Genomic DNA, 17,023 nt, shown 5'->3' with positions numbered 1-17,023 from the left:
CGCCGAGACTGGCGCGGGTCTTCCGTGCATGCCATTCTCACTCCCGTCTGCCGCAGAGTAGAGCACCTGCGGCGCTTTGGGCGCTGTTCCAACGAGGACAGCACGGACATAACAACAAAAAACCGTCAAAGGGGCTTCACTAACATGCGTAAACCAGAACTCGCCGCTGCAATTGCTGAAAAAGCAGACCTCACCAAAGAGCAGGCCAACCGCGTTCTCAACGCCGTTCTCGAAGAAATCACCGGCGCTCTGCACCGCAAGGACAGCGTCACGCTGGTGGGCTTCGGTACCTTCCTGCAACGCCATCGCGGTGCCCGCACCGGCAAAAACCCGCAAACCGGTGAGCCGGTCAAAATCAAGGCCAGCAACACCGTCGCCTTCAAGCCAGGCAAGTCGTTGAAAGACAGCGTCAATCCATAATTGCTGCAAGTACCTCGAATACTGAGGGGAAAACGGTAATGAAAAGAATGGGCACGCCGATTGAATCGGGTGCCCGTTTTTTTTGCCTTTTTCCACGGCTGCCGGCATCAGCAATGGCTGGATGGCTGGTGTGTCGGCGTTGGGGTGAACGTAAGCGCCCGTCGCTGTCGTATTCGCTGCGGGTGCTGATCTGGCCTTGGGTGCGCAGCACTTCGCGGTGCAGACGATCACGTTCGAAGTCGCTGATGACCTGGCCGTCGAGGTTGATTTGGTGGAGGTGGCCACTGCCGTAATACAGGCGATGGGACAGCAGTCACCGACGTTATCTGCGCGTCATAGGTGCAGCTGGTTTAATCGCAATAAATGTATAAGTTAAAATTTTCATCGTAGGTATTGTTTAGGAATTTGATTAAGTCATTCAGTTCGCTTGAATTTGTTTTGCCGGTTTTCATTGCTTTTTCAATTTCAATTATTAGAGGTTTTATTTCCCCAAAAAGAATGCAGGTGTCGGAGTAGTAATCGGAAAATTTATGTATTTTGGGGAAGTCTTTTTTGGGTTTTGCGATGCTCAGCAGAATATCGTGTGCGTTTTCACTCAGAGAAAATATGGGGGTTTTTTCATTGATATTTTTTTGACTTTCTGAAGCCATAAAGTCGAGCGGCATAGGGGTACCTAATTTTCAGGACGGGAAGGCTGTAACCACTTCGCCGTGTTTATTGAGGATAACAGTCATCTTATTTTGATGCTCAACGATGCCGGTTTGCTTGTTGGTCCGAGATCCAACGGGCTGTCCAAATTCATATTCGTATTTTGTATTGCCCTGCTTATCTTTCTGATAAGTCGCGGTGCCTCGTTTAACTGTTTTGTTCACCATGAGTTTCAATTTCTGCTCGTTGCCGACAGTAAACTTGCTCTTATGCGACCAGCGTGAGCCCGGAGTTCTAAAGTGACGCTCGTAAACATGTTTCCAACCTTTTTTTGTCCATTTCGGTCCGCTGCCACAAGACTTGAGTCCAAGCGGATCTATCCACCCAAATGGATTGATTACATATTGATATAGATTGATTCCACCGGCCAACCCAATCGGATCCGGCGTCGTAAACCGCCCCATATCCGGATCATAAAACCTGAACGTATTGAAATGCAGCCCTGTCTCCCGGTCCAGGTACTGCCCCTGAAACCGCAGGTTCTGCTCTTCAATGTAGTACGGCTCGCGCACCTCTTCTAGCGTGTTGCCCCACACCCGATAAGTTGCCTGCCAGACGTTGTGGCCGTCCGCTTCGGTGAGCTGTTCCGGCAGGCCGTTGAGGTCGTTGTGGTAATAGCGGATTTTTTGCAGCGGGCCGGTGCCGTCGACGCGAGCCAGGGGTTCGTAGCCTTCGTCTTCGTAGAGGTAAAGGCTGGTCTGCTGATGGCGATGTTCCTGCAACAGGCGCAGGCCGTCCCAGGTGAAGCGGGTTTCGCCGAGTGGGTAGCCGTGGGTGTCGTGCTCGGTTTTTTCGATGCGCCGGCCCAGCGGGTCGTAGGTCATCCGGACCACGCTGCCGTTTTCATTGCGCACTTCAATCAAGCGGCTTTCGGCGTCGTAACCGAAGCGTTGCAGGCTCCGTTTAGCGCTGCGTTTTTCGATCATCCGGCCGAACGCGTCGTAGCGGTAACGCTTGTCCTGATAGGTCAGCAGTTTGTTGTGCACCACCAGCCCGGCGCCAGGTTGCGGGCCATCCAGCAGGTTGGCGGCGGCGTCGTAGGCGAAGGTTTCGCGCTGACCGTGCAGGCTGTCCTGGCTGGCGATGATGCGGCCGGTGGCGTCGTAGTGCAGCAGTTGGCGGTGTTGCGCGTTGGGTTGCTGGTCGAGTTTGCCGATCAGGTTGTCGGCGGGGTCGTACTCGAAATGTTTCTGCACGGCTGCCGGCATCAGCGATGGCTGGCGGGTGTGTTGGCGTTGGCGTGCGCGCAAGCGGCCGCTGCGGTCGTATTCGCTGCGGGTGCTGATCTGGCCTTGGGTGCGCAGCACTTCGCGATGCAGACGATCACGTTCGAAGTCGCTGATGACCTGGCCGTCGAGGTTGATCTGGTGCAGGTGGCCGCTGCCGTAGTACAGGCGATTGATCCAGCGGTCGTCGGGCAGTTGGGTCTGGATCAGGTTGCCGAGTTCGTCGTAGTGGTGGTGCAGGCTGCCAGCCGCGCTTTGTTCTTCGAGCAACTGGCCGAGGGCGTCGTAGGCGAAGCTCAGGGTGTGTGCGTTGCCCTGGTGGTTGGTGAAGGTGACAGCGGTGAGCTGGTCCAGCAGGTCGTAGGTGTAGTCGGTGCGGCCATCGTCGGTGATTTTGGCGATCAGCCGGCCGACGGCGTCGCGTTCTAACCGATGTACGATGGGGGCCAAAGGCGCTTCGGGGACCACGGCCAGGCCGTTGCCGTAAGGCGCCGGAACAGCCGTGACCGCCGCGACGTTATCCAACAGGTCATAGGCGTAGCGCTTGGCGCTGCCATCCAGATCCTGTTGTTCGGTCAGTCGATCGGCGGCGTCCCAGGCAAACCGATAACTTTCGCCATTTTCGTTGGTCAACGCTTGCAGCCGCCCGTAGTCGTCATACGCGAATTGCACCTGCCGACCCTGGGCGTCGGTGCGCTGGCGTACCTGGCCGCGACGGTTGTGTTGATAGAGCGTGGTGTGCCCGGCCGGGTCGGTATAGCCGGTCAACTGGCCGCTGACGTCGCGCTGATAGTGCTCGGTGCGCCCGTCCGGCAATTGGCTGCTGAGCAGCCGGCCATGGGCGTCGTAGCTGAATTGGGTGCGTTCACCGAGGGCGTCGGTGATGACTTGCAGATAGCCCCGGTTGTCATAGCTGAAGCGCGTCGGATAACCCGAGCAATCGATGTGCTCGACCAGTTGACCGAACGGGTTCCAGCGCAGCTTTTTGCTTTTGCCGGTGGCGTCGATGATTTCCACGACCTGGCCGTGGGCGTCGTAGCGGTAGCGGGTGATGTGGCCCAGCGGATCGGTCTCGGCGATGCAATTACCGCGCTGATCGTAGCGATACTGCCAGCTGTTGCCGGCGTCGTCGGTTTCCACCAGCGGCAAAGGCCAATGCTCCAGCCATAAGGTCGAGTCACTGCGGCCCAGCGGGTCGGTTTCGCCAATCAGGTTGCCGGCGTCGTCGTAGCTGTATTCGTAGCGTCCGCCCTGTGGGTCGGTGGCGCTGAGCAGTTGGCGTTCATCGTCCCACTCGAACTGCCAGGTGTGGCCGAGGTTGTCGGTGTACTCGGTGATCTGGTGCTGGGTGTTCCAGCGCCGCGTACTGACGCGCTGCAAGCCATCGGTGATGCGCGTGACGCCGGCGACGAGGTCATAGTCGAACTGGTAAGCGTCGCCCTCGTCGGTCCAGTGCCGGACCACGCGCCATTCAAGGTCTTCAATCAACGCCCATTCATAGAAACAACGCAGCCCCGTGGGTAACTGATGCTCGACCATCCGCTGTCCGGCGTCGTAGCTGAAGCGCCGTTGCACCTGGCCGGTTGTGTCGCGCACTTCGGTCAGGTTGCCCACCGCGTCATAGCCATAACTGACGAGCACTTCGCGATGCTGGTCGGGATACAGGCGTTCCACCCGAGCCACACGACCGCGCTCTTGAATCAGCTCCACCTGCACCAGATCGAAGGTGTCGCGCAGCCGCACCAACCGTCCGGCGCCGTCGTAGTCGAGGTAAATGCGGTTGTCGTTGCGATCACCGAGCTGATTCAGACGCAACAAAGACGGGTTAACGGGTGCGACGTCGAACAGCCGGTACCGCCCGTCATCGCTTTCAATCAACAACTGCCCATTGCGATGACGCCGAACGCTGAGCCCTTCACCGGCACTGAACACGGCGCCGCCCAGAGGGATCGAGCCCATGTCGATACGCCGGCCCTGTTCATCGGTATAGACCAGCGTTTCGCCGCCTTCTGGATGTGGCAGGATCTCGACCTGCACCTCGTAGGACACACTCCAACCGGCGCCGAACAACCCGTCGTGGCGCTCGTCACGGCTGTTGTAGAAGCGTTGCCAATCCATCGGCAAGACGCCGGGCAGTACGAAATCCAGCTCTTCGCCGCCACCCAGCACCTTGGCCCCGGTCGCGGCGTGCACCGGGTTCGCCGAGCCCATGGCGGCGTTGGCCATCGCACCCATCGCGCTGCTGACGGCCATCGACGTCGCGCCGCCGATCAGCATGCACGGCAGGTTACTGAGGAATTTGCCCTTGCCGCCCTTGAGCATCAGCAACGCCGTGACCGCCAGCCCCACGCCCGGGGTCTTGCCGCTGCGGATCTCGCGTACCACCACCGAACCGCCACCGATGGTCACGTTGGGGGAGATCAGCCCGGACGACACCACCGTGGCATCGCAGGTGCTGCGATCGCCGCTGCGCACGGCAGGCTGGCCGTTGATGGTGACCTTGTCCGAACCTTCGGCCAGAAACTGCGGCGGCATCGGCGGATGCTTCATGCAGATGAGCAGGTCCAGCGGCTTGGGCACGGCGCCCGGCGCGGGGGGGGCGACGGTGGGTCGCCACATCTGGGAGAAGAAGCTCTCGGCCATGTCCAGGTAGCTGGCTTCGGCTTCCGGCTCGGGTATTTCCAGCTCGGTACCGGCCGGCGCGACATGGGACGGAATCGCCCCAGCGGCCCGGGCAGCAGGGATGTTGTTGGTGAGGGTATTAGTGGAGCCGGTGAGAATCGTCGCCTGCACCGTGGGCGGAAACAGTGCGTTACTAAAGCTTTCGCATAAATTGCTCAGGCCCTTGTCGGCCCCGGTCTTGCTCATGGCAAGGCCGACAATCGTGCCCACCACCAAGCCGAGCACGAAGCAACCTAATCCGCCAGTGACGACGGTGATGCCGGTGGCCGCCACCACGGCGGCGGTGGCCAGTGCGGTAATCGCGATGTTGGCCGCCACCTCCAGCACGCCGCCGAGGATGTCGGCCATCATTGAGGTGTGGTTGAGGGCATCGCCCAGCCGGGCGGCCCAGAGTGCGTCAGACATGCGCGGTGCTCATCTGACACAAGGGTCTAGCCGCCGCGCAATCGTTGCATTTGTTGCGTAACTCGATGCCTTCCATTGCACCTTTCTCCTTGTCGGTTACAGCATGCGCGTTAGCGCAGTCCTCAAGCGTTTGATCAGCTTCGGCCCGGTTGTTAGCGTACTACACCGCAGAGCCTGGTACGGGCATCAAAAGTGAGACTGGCGTCATGGCCTCGAAAACGGCGTGTCCAGGTGCCTTGATTGTTGCCATTTATTGCTTGAAGATCAGCCGCTCATTGAGCCATCCCTCTAGCCTGGAAAACGATCCGTATCATGACGCTCTATCGCCTTCAAGAAGCTGATCTCGATATACCTGACAGTTGGCAGGACCAGAGCATCAACATCTTCAAGCTGCCCGCCGTCGGCGGTGCCAAGGAAGCCAGTTTCGTCATCAGTCGCGATCCGAGCCGGGGTGACACGCTGTTCAGTGACTACGTTGACGGGCAACTGGCAAGCGCCGAACAGCAATTGCCCGGATTCAGCCTGATCCAACGGTGGAACTTCCTTCTCCACGACCATGCTGCCGTGCTGCTCGATTACAGCTGGCAGCGCGAAGGGCGTGAGCTGATGCTGCGCCAGGTTTTCATCGACCGTCAGCCTGTGGGGTTGATTACGACGCTGACTACCACGCCGAACGATCTCGTGTATCACGAGCCGGCATGGAAAGTTGCCATGCATACCCTCAAGCTCCTGCCTCAGATCGCCTGATTACCTTCCAGGAAGACAATAAACGCAATGGATATGCTAGCCGCCGCGCGCCTTGGCGATGAAATAGCCCATGGTTTTGGTGTCGCCGCGATGGTGGCGGGCGCCGTCGCCGGTGCGTTGATCGGGGCGGCGGTGGTTGCGGCCACCGTGGCGACCGGCGGCGTGGCGCTGGCGATCATGGCCGGTTCGATTGCGGCGGGCGGCCTGTCGATGTTCCAGATCATCAAGGGCCTGAACACCCTTTTCAACCTGCCCGAACCGACCACGGGGGTGTTGATCATGGGCAGCGTTAACGTCCACATTAATCGGCGCAACGCGATGCGCGCAGGGATCGACGTCGCTGCCGAATGCTCGGGCCTGCCCCTGAATCATCCGGTCTGGCCGTTTCCGGTGCTGATTGCCGAAGGCAGCGCCTGCGTCTACATCAACGGTAAACCGGCGGCGCGGTTGCAGAGCAAGATGGTCTGCGGCGCGCACATCAAGAGCGGCAGCCCCAATACGTTTATCGGCGGGCCAACGATCTCCGTTGCGTTTGTCCTCGATATCGAAGGTTGGCTGCACACCGGTCTCGAAGCACTGGGGCTGGTCGCCATGGGCGCCGCAGCCGTACTGGCCGCAATGGCAGGCGCGGCGGCTTTAGCCGGGTTCGTGGTGATTGGCGGCGCGATGATGGGCGGCATGGCGCTGTTGGGCGAGTTGGGCGACCGTCTTGGACCGGGCTATCGCGACCTGCTTCAAGGTATCGCCGGTATGGCGCTGTTGGGGCTGGGGCCGAAAATGGCTCGTCTCGGTGCAGCACCGAAACCCCGTGTGGCGGCCTACAAACCGGGTATGACCGAAGCCGATATCATGGCGATTCCCAAGGGCAGTCGGCCGCCGCCGAGCGACTATCTCGAAGGCCCGTATGTTGACAAACACCTCAAGACTTTCGAAGACGAGGGCGGCAGTTTCCTCTTCACCTCCGACGACATCGCAAACCCCAAGTATGGCTCGTTCAATCCGAACAAGTTCGTCATGGCAAAATCCGACCTGAACACTGTGGTCGGCGAGTACAAGAAAACCGGCGACGTTTCGGTACTGGAGTCGGCCTTGGGGTACGATCCGGGATCGCTGGTTGGCAAGGACATCTACATGATGAACCTGGACAACCCCAAGGTGCTGATGCCTACCGGTAACGAAGGTGGTGTGAACTCGCTCTGGCGACCGGGCGGCCTGACCCATCCCGGCGGCATGCGCGAAGCGGTGCTGGACAACGTACCCATCTCCCACGGTAACGACATCAATGCGCTGATGACGACCCGAGACGTAGTGAGAATCCAATGAGCAACCCGCAAGACAACGTGCTGCTGTTGGCACTGGCCAATGATGAACTGGACAAATTTCTGGTGGGTGAGCCGTTCTACTTTCTCGAAGCCAAGAACGAAAACGACGAACCACAGAACGTAGTGGCGGCGTTCGACCAGTTGATCATGCCGTATTGGCGCCAGACCCACGACGCGAGTTTCCCCATGCGTTTCGTGTCGGCCTTGCTGACGATGCTGGCGACTTATCCAGACCGCACGCGAGCGATCTACATCGCTCACGACTGGGTTTGGTATTACCGCTTTTGCCAGGACAAACAGCGCAAGCAGCCGCAAGGACCCTATGGCGATTTGTTTGACGTGGATATGGGCAGTGTCGCCGTGGCGCTCAAGCGCCAGTTGGAAAGCCACAAGGCCAAGTTGGTCGCCGACACCCGTTGGGCAGGCGCGGCGTGGAACAGCCCGGATGGTATGTGGACGCCGTTGATGCGCTCGGCGGTGATGGTGCGGGACACATTGGGTGGGCCGGATTTTGTGCCTGCCAATATCTGATGGGGCGAACTCCTTCGACATCGAGAAAGCTGACCCACCGCCATCGTCGGATCGCCGCCCGGAGCAAGCTCGCTCCCACAGAGATTGGCGGTGGCTGTCAGGCCGGAACGTCGAACAACAGCGAACGCTTGATGGTCGCCCAATGCGCGGCTTCGGCATCGCCGAGTTTTTCGGCCTTCACGTAGCTCAGGGCGAGCATTTTGCGGGTGCCGGGCAACACCAGTGCCAACTGGTATTGGAAGACTTTGTCGTTGCCCTTGTTGAACTGGCTGCATAACTCGATGCCTTCGACTTCCTGACTGGCGCCCAGGCGCACGGCGACGCCCGGTTGAAAACGCAAGTCTTGCACTTGTTTTTCCAGGCGCTTGAGCTGGTCGTCGAAGTTGCTTTGCAGGGTTTCGCCCTCGGCCAGCAAGCTGCGGCTGACAATCAGCGAAGTGCCCAGTTCGGGGAACTTGAGGATGTTGATCGTCGCGTCCAGCAACTCGCTTGCCGGCAGCTGGAACTGGAATTCATTGATTCGGTAAGTCATGGAACACAGACCTCGTGATTAGCCCTTGGGCTTGGGAAACGCGGCATTGATGTTGGCGTCGATGCTGGCCTTGACGCCCTGGCCGTCAGGCGTGGCGCCAGCGCCGCCGCCGTTGTTCAGGTGCAGCACGCCGCCGGTGTTGAACTCGGCATCACCGCTGGCATAGAAGCTGATTTGCACGCCGGTCAGGTTGATCTGGCCGCTGGCATTGAGCTCCAGGATGCTTTCACCACAGACCAGCCGCAGGTTCTCACCCACTTCAATGACGTAGCTCTGGCTGATGCTGTCGGTCTTGCGCTGGCCCACCGAAAGAATGTCTTCTTGTTTGACGATGCGCAGGCGGTTGTTGCCGATGGTGACCGTCTCGTCATGCCCGATGCTCTTGTTGCGGTCGTGGCCCACCGAGTGGCTTTCATCCACCTCGACCACGATGTCCTGATTGCGCTCGGCATGGATGTACAGCTGCTCGACGCCTTTTTTGTCTTCCATGCGAATTTCATTGAAATTTGCCGGCGTGCCGCCCTTGCTTGATCGGCTTTTCATGCCGCTCTGGGTGGCGTTTTCGGGCAAGTCGTAGGGCACGGTCTGTTCGGCGTTGTAGACGCGGCCGGTGATGATCGGCCGGTCCGGGTCGCCTTCGAGGAAGCTGACGATCACTTCCTGGCCGATCCGTGGGATCTGCATCGAGCCCCAGTTTTTACCGGCCCAGGATTGCGACACGCGAATCCAGCACGAACTGTTTTCGTTGGATTGGTCGTGGCGGTCCCAATAGAAATGCACCTTCACCCGGCCAAACTGATCGGTCCAGATTTCCTCGCCCTTGGGGCCAACCACCAGTGCGGTCTGCGGGCCTTTGACGATGGGGCGGTGGGTGTTGGGCAGCGGGCGGTAGCTTTGTTGGGCGTCGATGCAGGTCAGGCTGCTTTCGAACTGCGCTGAAGGCGCGCCACCGCTGGTTTCCAGGCTTTCCTGGGCGATGTGGTAGCGGGCGCCGACGATCAGGTATTCGCGGTTCTGGTCCTGGCGGCTGAAGCCGGTGAGGCTGAACAAATGACCCGAGCCCAGGCCCCGGGCGTTGCCGGCGAACTCGACCTGTTCGTGCAGGGTCTGCAAGGCTTCGATGCGGGTGCGAGCATAGTGTTCGCCGTCTTCGCTTTGCACATAAGTGCCGGGGTAGTCGTACAGCGGATAATCGCCGGCGGTGTGCGGACGGGGCATGGCCGAGCGCACGTCGATGCGCGCGCTGGGGCGCTGGAAGTCATAGTCGTTGAGTTCCAGCGAGCCCGGCTGGACTTGCTGGGCCAGGTGCCAGTCGTGGATGTGATCGCGTTCGCGCTGCTGCTCATTCTTGGGGTAGTAGGGCACCGAGGTATAGCCGGGCGCGCTGGTGTGGGCGCCGTAGGCATCGGCCAGCACCAGCACATGACGCCCCTGTTCATGGCGGAAGAAGTAGTAGATCCCTTCCTGCTCCATCAGGCGGCTGACGAAATCGAAGCTGGTTTCGCGATACTGCACGCAGTATTCCCACTCGCGATAGGGCCGGCTCAGGGCATCTTCGAAATCGGAAAAACCCAGGTCGCGAAAAACCTGCTTGATGATCTGCGGGATGGTCTGGTTCTGGAAAATCCGGCAATCGGAGGTGCGGGTCAACAGCCATAGCCAGGGCCGTAGCGTGGCCTGGTAGCTGGCGAACTGGCCCTGGTCGACGTTCTGGCTGCAACGGGCAACGATGCCATGGAAATGACGCTCGCCACCACCGTCCAGCTGCAGGCTCAGGCACATGGGTTTGCCGAGCAACTGGTTGAGGTCGATGGCGTTGTCCAGCGAGTGCAGCTGCAACTCATAGTTGAACAGCCGCCCCAGCTCTTCGCCGCCGCCCATGTCCTGGAGCAACAGCACATCCGGCCCTAGGGGGCTGGTGATTTTTGCCAGGCGTGAGAGTTGCTTGAATAGCATCAGGTATCCCTTGTTACTGCTGGATTCCTTCCGTAGGAGCTGCCGAAGGCTGCGATCTTTTGATTTTAAAAGATCAAGAGATCGCAGCCTTCGGCAGTTCCTACAGAGGGGTTCGCCGCTTAGGCGGCGTCGCTGAAGTCGTAGTGCAATTCGTTATCCCGGGCGCTGATCCGCACACCTGCCAGCGCTTTGCCTTCGAGCATGCGGGTGAGGAACTCGCGGCTCATGTCCGGCAGCAGGCTGTTGGTCAGGAGGGTGTCGATCATCCGCCCACCACTTTCGGTTTCGGTGCAACGGGAGACGATCAGGTCGATCACCGCGTCGTCGTAATCGAACGCCACTTTGTGGGTGTTCTCCACGCGCTTCTTGATGCGGTTGAGTTGCAGGCGGGTAATGGCCTTGAGCATCTCGTCGCTGAGCGGGTAGTACGGAATGGTCACCAGGCGGCCCAGCAATGCCGGCGGGAAAATCTCCAGCAGCGGCTGGCGCAGGGCCTTGGCAATTTCTTCGGGCTCGGGCACGTTTTGCGGGTCTTTGCAGACCCGGGCAATCAGCTCGGTGCCCGCGTTGGTGGTCAGCAGAATCAAGGTGTTCTTGAAGTCGATCACCCGGCCTTCGCCGTCCTCCATCACGCCTTTGTCGAAGACCTGGAAGAAGATCTCGTGCACGTCCGGGTGGGCTTTTTCCACCTCGTCCAGCAGCACCACGCTGTAGGGTTTTCGCCGCACGGCTTCGGTCAGCACGCCGCCTTCGCCATAGCCGATGTAGCCCGGTGGCGCGCCCTTGAGCGTGGACACGGTGTGGGCTTCCTGGAATTCGCTCATGTTGATGGTGATGACGTTCTGCTCGCCGCCATACAGGGCTTCGGCCAGCGCCAGGGCGGTTTCGGTCTTGCCCACGCCGGAGGTACCGGCGAGCATGAACACGCCAATCGGTTTGCTCGGGTTGTCGAGGCCGGCGCGGGAGGTCTGGATGCGCTTGGCGATCATCTGCAAGGCGTGGTCCTGGCCGATGATGCGTTTCTTCAGGTGCTGGTCGAGGTTGAGCACGGTTTCCAGTTCGTTACGGGCCATGCGGCCCACCGGAATGCCGGTCCAGTCGGCGACCACCGAGGCCACGGCCTGGTAATCCACGGTCGGCAGGATCAACGGGGTTTCGCCTTGCAGGGCGCTGAGGCGCTGTTGCAGGTCCACCAGTTTCTCGCGCAGGGCGTGGCTGTCTTCGCTGCCGACATCGCTGTCCACGACACCGACGCTTTCACGCAGGATGGCGCGGGTGGCGAGCAGTTCGTCCACCAGGGTTTTCTCTTCGGCCCAGCGGCTTTCGAGTTCGGCCAGGCGTTCGCGCTCGGCGGCCAGCAGGTTTTCGCTGTTGCTCTGGCGGGCGCCGATGACGATGCCGATGGCGTGCTCGCGGGCGATGATTTGCAGCTCGGTTTCCAACGCCTCAATGCGGCGACGGCTGTCGTCCACTTCGGCCGGCACGGCGTGCAGGCTGATGGCGACCCGGGCGCAGGCGGTGTCCAGCAGGCTCACGGATTTGTCCGGCAACTGGCGCGCCGGGATGTAGCGGTGAGACAGCTTGACCGACGCTTCCAGGGCTTCGTCGAGGATCTGCACCTGATGGTGTTTTTCCATCGTCGAGGCCACGCCGCGCATCATCAGCAACGCCTTGTCTTCCGACGGCTCGGCCACTTGCACCACCTGGAAGCGGCGGGTCAGGGCCGGGTCTTTTTCGATATGCTTCTTGTACTCGGCCCAAGTGGTGGCGGCCACGGTGCGCAGGGTGCCCCGGGCCAGGGCCGGCTTGAGCAGGTTGGCCGCGTCCCCGGTACCGGCGGCGCCACCGGCACCTACCAGCGTGTGGGCTTCGTCGATAAACAGGATGATCGGTTTTGGCGAGGCCTGGACGTCTTCGATGACCTGGCGCAGGCGCTGTTCGAATTCACCTTTCATGCTTGCGCCGGCCTGCAACAGGCCGACATCGAGGCTACGCAGTTCCACATCCTTGAGCGCTGGCGGCACGTCACCGGCGACGATGCGCAGGGCAAAACCTTCGACCACGGCGGTTTTACCGACGCCGGCTTCACCGGTCAGAATCGGGTTGTTCTGCCGACGACGCATGAGGATGTCCACCAGTTGGCGGATTTCTTCGTCACGGCCGACAATCGGGTCAAGCTTGCCGCTGCGGGCCTGCTCGGTGAGGTCGACGGTAAAACGCTTGAGCGCTTCCTGCTTGCCCATGGCGCTTGGGGCCATGGCGCCGCTGGCTTCACCGGGCACGCTGCCTGCGTTGAAACCATCGCTGGCGCTGAGCGCATTTTCCGGCGAGTCGCCGACGTATTCGTCGAACCGCTCGCTCAGGGCCTCGACCTTGATCTTGTCAAACTCTGCCGACAGCCCGAGTAGCCCGTGGCGCAGGCTCGGCGTCTTGAGGATGCCCAGCACCAGGTAACCGGTTCGCACCTGGCTTTCGCCGAACATCAGGCTGCCGTAGACCCAGCCACGTTCCACGGCTTCTTCCACATGGGAGGACAAGTCAGTGATTGAAGTCGAGCCCCGTGGCAAACGGTCCAGGGCTTCGGTCAGGTCCCGGGCCAGGCGTGACGGTTCGATATTGAACTGGCGGATAATGCGATGCAGGTCCGAGTCCTGCAATTGCAGCAACTGATGAAACCAGTGGGCCAGTTCCACATAAGGGTTACCGCGCAACTTGCAAAACACGGTGGCGGCTTCGATGGCTTTGTAGGCCACGCTGTTGAGTTTGCCGAACAACGCGGCGCGACTGATTTCACCCATGCTCATGGCTCCTTGAGGTCTGTGAGGTGTTGGCCTGCTCGGCGTAATGCCTGGCCAGTATTAAATCCTTGGCATCTGTTTCTGGCCGGCCCAGCCAGGTATTGAACCCCAGGCGGAAGCGGCCATTGAGTTGCAGCGCCGGTACTTCGGGCTGTTCCAGGATCAGGTTCAAGTCCCAGTCCAGTTCATGGCCCAGGTATTCGGCCACCCAGGCCACCAGCTCATTGAAGGGTTGTCTGCCGGGCAGCATGCCCATGTAGTCATCCAGCTTGAGTGGCCCCAGGCGAATGCGGAATTTGTGCTGCCGATCCCAGACGTAACGACCCAGGCAAAAATCCATGCCCAATTGATGGGCGCTGACGCCCACGCGGCTGCGTTCCGGCAGCTCCAGCCATTGGCCGACGTACTCTTCGATCTCCACCGGCAGGCCGAAGTATTCGCTGAGAATGGCCTTCAAACCGTCCGGGTAGCGGGTTTGTGCCGACAGATGACCGCTGTAATGCAGCTTCGCCGTGTCGGGAATCAGCCCTTGTTTGAGCAGGCTCGGCATGCCCCGGCCGCTCAGTGCTGCCAGGCGTGCCGACCAGTAGTCATCGTCCGGGCGATCATGGCTGACCGTCGGCCGCGCTTCGGCCCAGGCCCGGTAAAACAGGCTCAGCAGGCGATGGTGGAACACATCCAGGAAGCGTTTGCTGGTGCTGTCGGCGTTGTTGCGCTGGCGTTCGCGTACATACTCAGTGATGTGCAGCGGTAACGGGCCGTTAGGGCCGCCGAGGCCGAAAAAGAACTGCTCCAGGCGCGCCGGCGAACCGTCGATGCCTGGCTGTACCGAGGCCAGGGTCGCCGGGGCGAAGGTGCAATCGGCCTGTTGCCCAAGGCGCAGGGGATCATCGGCCAGGCGCAACGAATGGCCCAGGCGCGGCAGCTCAGGCGATTCGCACTCAATGCGCCGCAACGCCTGGAAGAAGTCGTATTCCCAAGGCTCCCGGTGCATCGCGTCCAGGGTACTCACAGGGTCGGACGGCGTCCGGGCTTGGCTTTCCATCGCATGATCTCGCCGCGTTCGGTGGTACGGATCACCGTCTCGGTAAAACTGTTGATCGACACGTAGCGTGCCAGGAAGCGCTCGAACACTGCGCCGAGCAAGAACACCCCAGTGCCGCGAAACGCGTTTTCATCGAATTCCAGAGTGATCTCCAGGCCACGACCAAACACGATCGGGCCCGGCATTGGCAAACGTCGGGTGCAGGCCTTGCTGCTGACTTCGCGCAGGCCTTCGATCTGCAATTGCAGCGCCGTATCGTTGCTGTCGCCGTACAGGCGCAGCAGTTCGCGCAGGGCGGCGGCGCCCTGGCCTTGCTCGCTGAGGGACAGGTAGTTCAGCGAAAGCTGGCTGATCAACCGCCAGGCCTTGGCGTCATGGGCATGGCTGGCGCGTGGGCGGCTCGGGCCTGCCACGCAACGCACCGCCGCTACCGGGGCGCTGTCGGCCAGGGTGAAGTCGGTCTTGCTATTGCCCACGCTCATGAACAGCGGCAGGTCGCGGTTGGTGCACAACGCCGTTACGCCCAGTTGGCGCAGGTCGTGGCGATAGGGTGCCTGCTGGCTGTCCACCAGGCTGACGAAGGTTTCGCTGCCGATGTAAGTCGAGCGCGGGCCGTTGCGCCGCTGGCCGCTGGACAGCACACGGGGTTCGCGCCGCACCGTGTACCAGGCCTGATCGCGGCCGTAGCGAGACGGATCGCGTACCGCATAGAACGGCAAAAAAGGCTGCTCTGACCCGGTACCATGGCCGGTGAGGGTGGTCAGGGAATGAATCTCGAAATCCATCGGCCGGGTGCGGTCGGCGATCACATGGTGTTCATGGACCCGTTCGGACAAGTGGATGCGATCCAGGCGCTTGGGAAACAAGTTGATTGCCGGGGTGCAGAACGGCAGGAACTGCGCGGCACCGACACTGCCTTCCAGGCTCGGATCGTGACGGTCGAACAGCACGATCAATTCCAGTTCCTGGCCGTCGCAGCGTTTGACCGCACGGTTCAACTGGGTGAAGTCGACAAACAGAAAACGGTGGGGCAGGGCGAAGTATTCCTGCAACAAGCGATAGCCCTGGAAGGCTCGCGAGACCACTGGCAGCGCGGCGTCGGTATCGTCGAATCCCAGGGAACGCAGTGCGTCCTGCGGCAGGCGTTCCACCCAATCGCTGCCGGGTTGACGAGCGAACACGGCGCAGGCGTTGCCCAGCAGTTGTTCGTAAAGGCGGAAGGGCTGCTCGTCTGCGCCGCTGAGGTACAGCGGCAGGTTGTCCAGGGTCAGGCTGTTGAATGGCAGTTCGGCACCGGTGCGCAGGGTCAGGCGCAGGCCGGCCTTGGCCTTGGGTTCACTGGCGGCCAGGCGCCCGAGCACGGCGGACGGGTTGCCGAAGTACTCGGCCTGGCTGACCTGCAGCGGCCACAACGTCACCGCGTGGGCGGTGCGGTACTCGCAGCAGGTTTGGGTTTCGCGACCCAGGGCAGCGCGCAGGACCGTGTCCCGGGGCAGCGGGAAGCCGCTGCTCAGCGAGCCTTCATCGGGGTCGGCCTGCAGTTGCACCACGGTCATCGACGGTGTCGGCGCCAGGTAATGGGGGTAAGCGATTTCCAGCAAGTTGTGGGTGAAGGTCGGGTATTCGGCGTCGAGCTTGAGCTGTACCCGCGCCGTCAGGTAGGCGAACCCTTCCAGCAAGCGCTCGACGTACGGGTCGGCGCAGTCCATGCCGGACAACGTCAGCCGACTGGCGATTTTCGGGTATTCCAGGGCGAACTCCGCCGCGCTTTCGCGCACGTGGAGCAATTCCTGGTTGTACAGCTCCAGCAGGCGCGGGTTCATGAGCGTCTCCGCTGGTCGGCGTTGATCACCCGCACATGGCCGGATTCCAGGTCCAGGTCGGTTTGCAGCATCAGGCGCAGCGGCACCGGCTGCGCCCAAAGATCGCCTTCAATCTCGAAACTCAGGGCGTTGTGGTTCATTTCGGCGGATGCCCGAGCTCGCACGCGCAGGGTATTGCGCAGAATCCGCGGTTCGAACGTGGCGATGGCCTGGTGGATCAGCGCTTCAAGCGCCGCGATATCGACGTTCGACGCGCTGTTGCCAGCCAGGGCTGGCAGCCCGAAGTTGACCACCGAAGTACCGGCCGGGGTGTGCAACGTCGCATCGGCGCTGAGCAATGAAGTGGTGTTGAGCAGCCACGCCAGGTCACGCAGCACCGAGGCTTTCAATTGGGTCAGGGACAGCACGCGCTTGTCGGCGCTTTCCTTGAGGTTGCCCGGGTCGTCGTCGGTCAACCGATCCAGCAGGGACGGTTGCAGGCGATCGCGGGTGGCGATTTCGGTTACCAAGTAAATAGACCCGTGTAATTCTTCTGGTCACCTGCGCCGCGCATGCAACTGGCATTCCGAGCGATTATTGAAGGCTCGAGCTGTCCATTGATCTGACGTATGGCGCGGTACTCGGAGCGACATTCGTGACTATTCTCAGGGTCTGTTGCCAGATGAATAACGATGACAATGGGGACCTTGCCGAAGGTCTCGACGTACGATTTGCCTTGTCGGTCGACAGTGAATTGGCAGGGCCACGGCAAGTCGAGTGGCAATAGGGTCTGGTCTGGTTTGCGTAACACACAGCGCTGTTGGTCGTTCTCCAGCGTTAGCTGTTGCC

General features: G+C 60.9%; 13 protein-coding genes. 4 read left to right on the top strand and 9 right to left on the bottom strand.

Annotated elements, in window-relative coordinates; all coding sequences use genetic code 11:
- The first annotated feature begins 144 nt into the window (after nt 1–144).
- Complete coding sequence (locus QK293_RS06500) at nt 145–420, top strand: HU family DNA-binding protein (protein WP_003213368.1); 276 nt, start codon at nt 145–147, stop codon at nt 418–420.
- Here QK293_RS06500 and QK293_RS06495 read toward each other — a convergent pair.
- The 3 genes from QK293_RS06495 to QK293_RS06485 form a co-directional block, all read right to left on the bottom strand.
- Nucleotides 410–631 (bottom strand): hypothetical protein, encoded by a 222-nt coding sequence (locus QK293_RS06495; RefSeq protein ID WP_282376307.1) that lies wholly within the window; start codon nt 629–631, stop codon nt 410–412. The two genes, QK293_RS06500 and QK293_RS06495, sit on opposite strands and share 11 nt — an antisense overlap.
- Nucleotides 632–770: 139 nt before the next feature.
- Entirely contained in the window at nt 771–1,085 is a 315-nt protein-coding gene (locus QK293_RS06490; RefSeq protein WP_282376305.1) for a hypothetical protein, read from the bottom strand.
- A 15-nt stretch (nt 1,086–1,100) separates the two neighbouring features.
- The gene (locus QK293_RS06485; RefSeq protein ID WP_282376303.1) at nt 1,101–5,441 is read right to left on the bottom strand and encodes an RHS repeat-associated core domain-containing protein; all 4,341 of its coding nucleotides are present in this window, start codon (nt 5,439–5,441) and stop codon (nt 1,101–1,103) included.
- Between the two features lie 312 nt (nt 5,442–5,753).
- On the opposite strand from QK293_RS06485, the gene QK293_RS06480 reads away from it, so the two are divergent.
- Genes QK293_RS06480 through QK293_RS06470 form a run of 3 tightly spaced genes read left to right on the top strand, consistent with a single transcriptional unit; the run spans nt 5,754 to nt 8,041 of the window.
- On the top strand, nt 5,754–6,188 hold the full coding sequence (locus QK293_RS06480; protein WP_282376300.1) for a DcrB-related protein: 435 nt from the start codon (nt 5,754–5,756) through the stop codon (nt 6,186–6,188).
- A gap of 27 nt (nt 6,189–6,215) precedes the next feature.
- A complete protein-coding gene (locus tag QK293_RS06475) occupies nt 6,216–7,511 on the top strand; it encodes a PAAR domain-containing protein (RefSeq protein ID WP_282376298.1) in 1,296 nt (431 codons plus the stop codon).
- On the top strand, nt 7,508–8,041 hold the full coding sequence (locus QK293_RS06470) for a hypothetical protein (protein WP_282376296.1): 534 nt from the start codon (nt 7,508–7,510) through the stop codon (nt 8,039–8,041). Before QK293_RS06475 ends, QK293_RS06470 begins: the two co-directional genes overlap by 4 nt.
- A gap of 97 nt (nt 8,042–8,138) precedes the next feature.
- On the opposite strand, the gene QK293_RS06465 is transcribed toward QK293_RS06470, so the two are convergent.
- The 6 genes from QK293_RS06465 to tssE form a co-directional block, all read right to left on the bottom strand.
- Nucleotides 8,139–8,573: a DcrB-related protein gene (locus QK293_RS06465; protein WP_282376294.1), complete on the bottom strand. Its 435-nt coding sequence runs from the start codon at nt 8,571–8,573 to the stop codon at nt 8,139–8,141.
- Between the two features lie 18 nt (nt 8,574–8,591).
- Entirely contained in the window at nt 8,592–10,529 is a 1,938-nt protein-coding gene (locus tag QK293_RS06460; RefSeq protein WP_282376292.1) for a type VI secretion system tip protein VgrG, read from the bottom strand.
- 119 nt (nt 10,530–10,648) lie between these two features.
- Entirely contained in the window at nt 10,649–13,327 is a 2,679-nt protein-coding gene (gene tssH, locus QK293_RS06455; RefSeq protein WP_282376290.1) for a type VI secretion system ATPase TssH, read from the bottom strand.
- A complete protein-coding gene (gene tssG / locus QK293_RS06450) occupies nt 13,320–14,372 on the bottom strand; it encodes a type VI secretion system baseplate subunit TssG (RefSeq protein ID WP_282376288.1) in 1,053 nt (350 codons plus the stop codon). The genes tssH and tssG overlap by 8 nt, the downstream gene beginning before the upstream one ends.
- The gene (tssF, locus tag QK293_RS06445; protein WP_282376287.1) at nt 14,336–16,195 is read right to left on the bottom strand and encodes a type VI secretion system baseplate subunit TssF; all 1,860 of its coding nucleotides are present in this window, start codon (nt 16,193–16,195) and stop codon (nt 14,336–14,338) included. The genes tssG and tssF overlap by 37 nt, the downstream gene beginning before the upstream one ends.
- Nucleotides 16,192–16,704: a type VI secretion system baseplate subunit TssE gene (gene tssE / locus QK293_RS06440; RefSeq protein WP_282376286.1), complete on the bottom strand. Its 513-nt coding sequence runs from the start codon at nt 16,702–16,704 to the stop codon at nt 16,192–16,194. Before tssE ends, tssF begins: the two co-directional genes overlap by 4 nt.
- Nucleotides 16,705–17,023 lie beyond the last annotated feature (319 nt).

The sequence above is a fragment of the Pseudomonas sp. AL03 genome (assembly GCF_029960815.1).
Lineage (GTDB): Bacteria > Pseudomonadota > Gammaproteobacteria > Pseudomonadales > Pseudomonadaceae > Aquipseudomonas.
The sequence above is the reverse complement of the archived record's forward strand: the minus strand, read 5'-3'. Positions and strand labels throughout refer to the sequence as shown.

Bases quoted from the DNA above. Each gene is read 5' to 3' on its own strand.
- QK293_RS06500 (WP_003213368.1), top strand. From the start codon at position 145: ATGCGTAAACCAGAACTCGCCGCTGCAATTGCTGAAAAAGCAGACCTC.
- QK293_RS06490 (WP_282376305.1), bottom strand. From the start codon at position 1,085: ATGCCGCTCGACTTTATGGCTTCAGAAAGTCAAAAAAATATCAATGAA.
- QK293_RS06485 (WP_282376303.1), bottom strand. From the start codon at position 5,441: ATGTCTGACGCACTCTGGGCCGCCCGGCTGGGCGATGCCCTCAACCAC.
- QK293_RS06480 (WP_282376300.1), top strand. From the start codon at position 5,754: ATGACGCTCTATCGCCTTCAAGAAGCTGATCTCGATATACCTGACAGT.
- QK293_RS06475 (WP_282376298.1), top strand. From the start codon at position 6,216: ATGGATATGCTAGCCGCCGCGCGCCTTGGCGATGAAATAGCCCATGGT.
- QK293_RS06470 (WP_282376296.1), top strand. From the start codon at position 7,508: ATGAGCAACCCGCAAGACAACGTGCTGCTGTTGGCACTGGCCAATGAT.
- QK293_RS06465 (WP_282376294.1), bottom strand. From the start codon at position 8,573: ATGACTTACCGAATCAATGAATTCCAGTTCCAGCTGCCGGCAAGCGAG.
- QK293_RS06460 (WP_282376292.1), bottom strand. From the start codon at position 10,529: ATGCTATTCAAGCAACTCTCACGCCTGGCAAAAATCACCAGCCCCCTA.
- tssH (WP_282376290.1), bottom strand. From the start codon at position 13,327: ATGGGTGAAATCAGTCGCGCCGCGTTGTTCGGCAAACTCAACAGCGTG.
- tssG (WP_282376288.1), bottom strand. From the start codon at position 14,372: ATGGAAAGCCAAGCCCGGACGCCGTCCGACCCTGTGAGTACCCTGGAC.
- tssF (WP_282376287.1), bottom strand. From the start codon at position 16,195: ATGAACCCGCGCCTGCTGGAGCTGTACAACCAGGAATTGCTCCACGTG.